The sequence below is a fragment of the Gemmatimonadota bacterium genome (assembly GCA_026706345.1).
Classification (GTDB): domain Bacteria; phylum JAAXHH01; class JAAXHH01; order JAAXHH01; family JAAXHH01; genus JAAXHH01.
This window is the reverse complement of record JAPOYX010000240.1, coordinates 1-7,325: the sequence shown is the minus strand read 5'-3', so window position 1 is coordinate 7,325 and position 7,325 is coordinate 1. Positions and strand designations below refer to the sequence as shown.

At 62.6% G+C, this 7,325-nt stretch carries 4 protein-coding genes; all 4 read right to left on the bottom strand.

Translation table 11 applies throughout. The features are described 5' to 3' along the window. Window positions 1–484 precede the first annotated feature (484 nt). The 4 genes from OXG98_17475 to OXG98_17460 all read right to left on the bottom strand — a co-directional run bounded on the left by OXG98_17475 (window position 485) and on the right by OXG98_17460 (window position 7,048). Window positions 485–3,010, bottom strand: coding sequence for a trypsin-like peptidase domain-containing protein (locus OXG98_17475; GenBank protein ID MCY3773801.1), 2,526 nt, complete (start codon window positions 3,008–3,010; stop codon window positions 485–487). 495 nt (window positions 3,011–3,505) lie between these two features. Beyond that, the gene (locus tag OXG98_17470; GenBank protein ID MCY3773800.1) at window positions 3,506–5,776 is read right to left on the bottom strand and encodes a hypothetical protein; all 2,271 of its coding nucleotides are present in this window, start codon (window positions 5,774–5,776) and stop codon (window positions 3,506–3,508) included. Window positions 5,777–6,063: 287 nt separating this feature from the next. After that, window positions 6,064–6,450: a GxxExxY protein gene (locus tag OXG98_17465; GenBank protein MCY3773799.1), complete on the bottom strand. Its 387-nt coding sequence runs from the start codon at window positions 6,448–6,450 to the stop codon at window positions 6,064–6,066. Window positions 6,451–6,706: 256 nt separating this feature from the next. Next, window positions 6,707–7,048 (bottom strand): helix-turn-helix domain-containing protein, encoded by a 342-nt coding sequence (locus OXG98_17460; protein ID MCY3773798.1) that lies wholly within the window; start codon window positions 7,046–7,048, stop codon window positions 6,707–6,709. Window positions 7,049–7,325: the final 277 nt, after the last annotated feature.

The window sequence follows — 7,325 nt, the reverse complement described above, 5'->3', positions numbered from 1 at the left end:
GCGCCGTTGCGGCCGAGGTAGTCGCGGAACCAGGCTTCGGTGGCCTCGACGGTGCCGGCTGCGGCCAGTTCTTCTTGTGCGCGGGATTGTAGTTCTTCAAGCGCCTGCATTTTTCATCTCACAGTATTGGTATCGGGGTATTGGGTGACGGTGGCGGCCGGCCGCCGTGACTTGCGCGTTCGTCAGGTGTTCATCGTAGAGGAAAACGGTTGGCAAGTCAAGATTGGACGCGGAAAACACCTTTTTCCACGGAGGACACGGAGGGGCACGGAGAACGGCTTCTTTTGTCCGCGGAGGACGCGGAGGGGCGCGGAGAACACCTTTACACCTTTTTCCACGGAGGACACGGAGGGGCGCGGAGAACGACTTCCTTTGTCCGCGGAGGACGCGGAGGGACGCGGAGAACGGCTTTACACCTTTTTCCACGGAGGACACAGAGGGGCGCGGAGAACTGCTGTCTTGTCCGCGGTGGAGGGGAGGGAGGTCAGTTGAGGGAGTAGGAGTTCACGGTGAGTATGTAGCCGCCGGGGGCTTCGGGCGCGGAGGTTTCCACGATCAGGTAGTAGCGGGCGGTGATGGGGGCACGGAAGACCATGCGGGAATCACGCAGGAGCAGGCCGGCACTGCCGTCCCTGCTGACGGTCAGGGTTGGGCTTCCTGCGACGCTAAGTGTGAGGAACATGTCGGCCAGGATCGACTGTGCGAGAATTTCGACCGTCTCACCTAGCTGCAGGTCGAGGTAGAAGTGGTCAGCGTCTGTCGGGAAATCTATATTTCCATGTATAGACTGGCCCACCTGGATCGTTTGACCCCCGTCCGGATCGTTTACGGGAACGAGATTGTAGTTGGCGGCGACGACAAAGTTGCCGGGGGTTGTCGCCTTCTGTCTTATGATGAGGTAATGGGGCGTCAGCCTGCCGAGGATATAGCCGCCATACTCAAAGCCGGTGACTTCAAAGGTATCAAAGGTCTCTCCGGTACGACCAAGGAAGTCGTAGATTGAGACGGCGCTATCGTTGGTGCCGAACAGGCTGAACCCGAATTCAGTGCCCCTCGGTGCATAGATTATATAGGCCTGGTCGTGCCAGTAGTTTTCGAGAGTCAGGCTGTGACGGAGAGCGCCGCCTGGCGGCGGCGGCACGCGGTAGCCGTGGCCGCCGGGGTCCTGGCCGGCGATGAGCTGCTGGATGCGGGGCATGATGTCGGTGGAAGAGATGACGAGTCCGAATTCACCGTAGACTTCAAAGTTGCTGATGCCGATCACGTCGCCGGTATCGGATACCAGGACGCCGCCACTCTGTCCAGGAACGATCGCAGAATCGGTCTGAATCATGGTGAGGGGACCAGCATCCCACTGTCGAAGGCGCGAAATGACTCCGCCGGTGATGGTGGGTTGGGGGAACAGTTCATACTCGCCGGGGTAGCCGATGAGATGGACGCGGGTGCCGATGGGAAGGTTTTCGCCGTCGATCATTGTTACAGGTTCGATGGAGACATCGAGGGGGCCAAGCACGGCAAGGTCTGCAATCAGGTCCAGTTTCGTGACCGCTACTTTCTCGAATTCCGTTCCGTCGGGGAAGACGACGCGCACAAAATTATTCGGCCAGACTACATGGGCGGCAGTGACCAGATATCCGCCCTCGATGAGAAAGCCGCTACCGGAGCCGAGTTCGCCTTCCACGTAAGCGATGGCAGGCGAAACTTTGGCGAAGATTTGGGCGGGGGTCAGCGTCAGCGGGCCGGGGAGGGTGGCGGGAACCCAGGGCGACCAGGGGCTGACGTCGGCGGCGTTGTTCACGGCGCGCAGTGTGTAGTGGTAGGTGGTGCCTGCCTCCACGCCCTGGTGTGTAAAGGATGTGGCGGTGAGGGCGCCATCGTCCAGCCTCTGGAGGCCGCCGTAGTCGGTCCACGTCCACAGCACATAACGGACTGCGCCGGGTACGGCGTCCCAGCTCAACTCGATCACGTTCTCAGACGGCTTTACGGAGAGCGCTGGCGCCGGAAGGGGGACGGCCGTAGAAGTTGGCGTGGGCGTCGCGGTAAGGGGCGCGGCCGCCGTCGAGGTGGGCGTAGGGGTCGAAGTTGAGGTGGGAGTTGCAGTTGATGTAGTCGTGGGCAGGGTATCCGGGGTCGGCGTTGACGTGGGTGTTGCGGTCAGTGTGGTCGTGGGAACGGTATCCGAGGTCGGCGTTGGAGTAGCGGTGAGCAACGTGCCGGGCGTCAACGTTGGCGTTGGGGTCGGCAGTGTATCGGGAGGCGCTGTCGGCGTAGCGGTGGGCAGTGTATCGGCGGCCGCGGTTGGCGTTGGGGTCGGCGTAGGCGTTGGGGTCGGTGTGGGCGTTGGCGTTAACGGTTGTGCGTCGACGACAGTTGCGGAGACCCGCTGCGACCAGGCACTACGCTCGTCAGCAGCGTTGGCGGCACCAATCTGGTAGTAGTAGGTCGTGCCTGCGGAGAGTTCGGAATGGGTGAAGCTGGTGGCGGTCAGGTCGTCGCCGCCGAGCTGCTGCCAGCCGGTCTCTTCGTTCCACCAGGTCCACAACAGGTAGCGGACGGCGGTGTCCACTTCCGTCCAGGTCAGTTCGACGGCGCCGGCTACGGGCTGGGCGGTCAGTTCGGGCGCGTCCAGGGCATAGGGCGTCACGGTGGAGACGCGCTCGGACCACTCGCCGTTTTGGTCGTCAGCATCAATGGCGCGGACTTGGTAGAAGTAGGTGATGCCGGCGACGAGGTCGGAATGGGTGAAGGAGGTTCCGGTCAGGTCGTCGCCGCCGAGCTGCACCCAGCCGGTCTCTTCGTTCCACCAGGACCAGAGCTGGTAGCGTACGGCGCCGGCGACCTCGGTCCAGGTCAGCTCGACGGCGCGGTCGGCGGGCTGGGTGGTCAGTTCGGGGGCAGGGAGGGGGGCGGATTGCTGTGCGAGGGCGGCGCTGGCGCCGGTCAAGATGGCGGCGACGGCCAGGAGGGTTGCCAGCAGGATCGTAGAGGTTCGCTGAGGAGTTCGAGTCATGGTTGTGCCTTGGCCATGGAGAGAAGAAGGACGGACCCCTGGAAGGGATGATGTCAGATTGGAGTGGAGGGGGGCTCACAGCAGTTCAGGCAGCTGTCAGAGCTATTGTTGATTGTTCGTATGGGAGATAACTATACCCCAGTAGCCTTCATTGTGACCAATTCCGAGATGGGTAAGAGGGTGGAGGCGGATGAATTGGGATGCATGGGTGGAATAGGGAGAACACCTTTTCCACGGAGGACACGGAGGGGCACGGAGAACTGCTTTTTTGTCCGCGGAGGGGCGCGGAGAACGAACAGCAGTTTTTAGTAGTCAGTTTCTAGTTTTTAGTGTACTGCCGCGTACGCGGGGAACAGGTTTTTTTTGGGGAAGGGGCGCGGAGAACTGCTTTTTGTTCGCAGACGGGCGTCAGCGAGGCCTGGGTATTGGGGCGGGGATGGGGGAGGGCGGGGGATGGGGGAGGGCGGGGGATGGGCGTGTTTGTGGGTGTTTATCTCAGATGCAGGTGTGGAGGGGCGTCCAGTCGAATTGGGGGGGAATGGTGATGGAGAGGCCGGTGATGTGGTTGCCGGTCACTTCGAGCTTTTTCCACCGGGCGGGGTCGGTGGACTTTACCAGGTTGCCGTCGTTTCCGAGGAAGGCGGCGGCGGGGCAGGCGGCGTTGCCGACGATGTCGCGGCGGTAGATGCCGATGACGATGTGCGGCTTTTCGCCCGGCGCGTTCAGGAAGAGGTTTTCGATGAGCAGACGCTCGAAGGCGAAGGTGCCGTCGGGCCCGCTGACGGCGGTGCTGGCTCCCAGGAGCCTCCCGGCGCCTGCGGGGGAGCGGATGCTGAGCAGAAGGATATGGGTATCGGACTGGGAAGGCCGGCTGTCTGGCAGGTTTACGGTGCCGCGCAGGTCGAAGCGGCGGATTTCGCAGAAGGTCAGGGGGGTGGGCGTGCCGAGGACGCCGGCGACTAGGGCTGCGCCGACGGGGTCGTAGTCTTCGAGCATCTGATAGCCGGGTCCCAGCCAGCCGGCGAACTGGCTGGGCGTGAGCCAGGCCCTGACAGTTTCGGCCCAGTATTCGACGGCGCTGGTGGAGGCGTACCTGTCCTGCCAGAGTCCTGTGAGCATGGCGGCCTGATAGGTGCTGTTGAGGCGGGACATAAAGTCGGCGCCGCCGGGTTGCAGTCTGAGGGCGTCTTCGATCTGGTGGGCGAATTCGTGAATGAGGGTGTGGTTGCAGTGGCGGGCGACCTCGGGCGAGCCTGAGACCCAGCCGTATGGCGTTTCGCCGGCAAGCCCCACAGCACGCAGAGCGACATCCAGTCCACTGAATTCAGGAAGGTCGGCAAGGCGTCCTCCCTTTTCGAATCTGTCGGGGTAGATGAGAACGCGGAATTTGAATTCGGCCATGGTGGCGAGGATGTCGGGCCGGTCCGACAGCATGGCCAGAATGGTGTCGCGCGCCTGGTAAAGCTCTTCGTCGGTCACATCGTTGGAGGAGAGGATTGGGATTCCGCCGGCGTCGAGGTACTTGCGGTAGTAGGCATGGACGTTCAGCGAAGCCGGGGGCGCCTGCACGCTGGCGCCAGCAGGCTGGGTTGACGTGGGCGTCGGCGTTGGTGTGAGCGACGGTGACGGGGTGGGTGACGGGCTGCCGTCCGGGACGGGGGCGGCGGATGCATATTCGGACCAGGGCGTGGCATCACCGGCGGCGTTGACGGCGCGGGCGCTGTAGTAGTAGGTCGTGCCTGGAGACAGACCGGAATGGGTAAAGCTGACGGCGGTCAGATCGCCGTTGTCGAGCTGTTGCCAGCCGGCGGCGGTGGTCCAGTACCAGAGCTCAAAGCGAACGGCGCCGGGGACTGCGTTCCAGTTGAGCTCGATCGTGCCTTCTGCGGCGACGGCGGTCAGGATAGGGGCGGGAAAACCGGGCGCCGCGGAGGTTGCTGTAGGCGTTGGGGTTGGGGTTGCAGTGGGCGAGGGTGTGGCAGTCGACGTAGCGGAAGGGGTTGGCGCAGGCAGTTCGTTGTGCGTTTCAGTTGCGGTTGAGGTCGGGGTTGGCGTAGTCGCTATTTCTGTTGTTGTTGTCGGCGTCGGCGTTGCGTTGGGCGGCTGCTGTTGCTCGAAGGCGGCAAAGACCTGCTGGGACCACGGGCCGGCGACACCGCCGGCATCGACTGCGCGCATCTGATAGTAGTAGGTGCCGGCGGCGGTGAGGCCGGTGTGGCTGAGGGTGGTGGCGGTGAGGTTGTCACCGCCGAGCTGTTGCCAGCCGGTGTCGTCGTCCCACCAGGTCCAGAGTTCATAGCGGGCGGCGCCGGTGACGGGCTCCCAGCTGAGGTCGACGGCGCCGGGCAGTGCGCGGGCGGTCAGGACGGGGGCGGGCAGGTTACCGGGAACGGTGACGGAGAGTCGCTGCGACCACTCGCCGGTTACACCGCCGGCGGCCACGGCGCGAATCTGGTAGTAGTAGGCGGTACCGGGGTCGAGGTCGGCGTGCGTGAAGGTGGTGGCGGTGAGGTTGTCGCCGCCGATCTGTACCCAGTCTGCGGCGGTGGTCCAGACCCAGAGTTCGTAACGTGCAGCGCCGGAGACTTCCGTCCAGGTCAGCTCGATTGTATTGTCTGCGGCTTGGGCGGTGAGCTCGGGGGCCGCGAGGGTGGACGAAGAAGAGGACTGCTGGGCGGCGGACGGGTTGGTGTGCAGGAGGGTGGTGAGGACGGCGAGGAGGAGGGCGGTTGTGGTTGTGGAGGGTTGGAGTGGGGAGGGTGGCATGTTCGGTCATGGCGTTGTCGGGTTGTCTTTGAGTTGAGACGTTGGCGCGAGGGGAAGTGTTCCCTGGGGAGAACTTCAAAACCCTTTTTCCGCGGAGGACGCGGAGGGGCGCGGAGAACTTCAAAACCTTTTTCCGCGGAGGACGCGGAGGGACGCGGAGAACTTCAAAACCTTTTTCCACGGAGGACGCGGAGGGACGCGGAGAACTTCAAAACCTTTTTGTCCGCGGAGGACGCGGAGGGGCGCGGAGAACTTCGAAAACCCTTTTGTCCGCAGAGGGGCGGGGATTATGGATGCTCTCTGACCAGGCGCTTGCGTTCCAGTTTGCCGTGGCTGCCGAAGTTGAAGAGGAGGCCGACTCTGAGGCCGGTGGCTTTGAGGTAGTTGAGGAGTTGGGCGTCTTCGTGGCCGGAGAGTTGATTTAGGGCCTTCAGCTCGACGATGATCTGACCGAAACATGTGAGGTCGGCGTAGTATTTCTGGGTGAGGCGTTGGCCTTTGTAGGTGATGTCGAGTGGTTTTTCGGCCTCGAAGGGAATGCCGCGGGCTGCCAGTTCGATCTGCATGGCTTCCTGGTAGACTTTTTCGAGGAAGCCCGGCCCGAGCGTACGATGCAGTTCGATGGCTGCCCCGGTGACAGCATAGGTCTCATCCTCCAAAATCAGTTTCGTCATGGTTGCCCGTTCGGTCCTTTGCGCCCAGTCCATAGAAGTCTTTTGAATCTTGGCGGATAGGGTACCTGCGTTTTCCTCGAAAGACAAGGGAGAGTCAGTGGGATCCCTGGGGGGCCGTTTGTGGATTGACAGGCTGATGATCCTGCAGATCTCAGATCCGACCGGTGCGGCGGATTTTTTATGAAATTTTTCATAAATATGTCCGCTTTGTCCGCTCAAATGCGTTTTTTTGGGGCGGAATTCGGGGGATGCGGGGTTATTTGTCCATGTTGTCCATGCGTTTGAGGAGGGCAAGGAGGGTGCGGAGGTCGTTTTTTTCGGCGGCCTGCTGGCGGATGGTTTCGATGAGCTCCTGGCGGCCTTCGGCGCGGCCGGCGTGGATCGCGGCGATGATCTCAGCAGCGTCGTCGGGCACGGGGCGGCGTTCCCCGTCCTCCACGCCGTCGAAGTAGCCCTCGGGGTGTTCTTCTTCTTCTTCGGCTTCTTCTCGCCAGCGGCGGAGGGTGCGGTCGGTGACGCCGATGATGGCGGCGAGGTCTTTCCAGGTGGCGCCGGCTTTGGCGGCTTCGCGGAGGGCTTGGAGGTCTTTCTTGTTCATGGCGGCAGGGCAGGGAATTGGATAGTGGATAGTGGATTGGGCGAGTGTGCGGGTCGGTGGTTCCGCTGTGGCCGAATTGTTCGATGGTCAGGCTGGCAAAGTGAACGGGCCGGGCGGCTCTGATGGTTACGGCGGGCTGCCGACAGGGAGAGCCCAGACGTTAAGTATGGCACAAATGTTCGCGTAAGGCAAATTGCGTAACCGATGTGGGGAAGGGCGGGGGAACACCTTTTTGTCCGCGGAGGACGCGGAGGGGCGCGGAGAACACCTTTTTTGT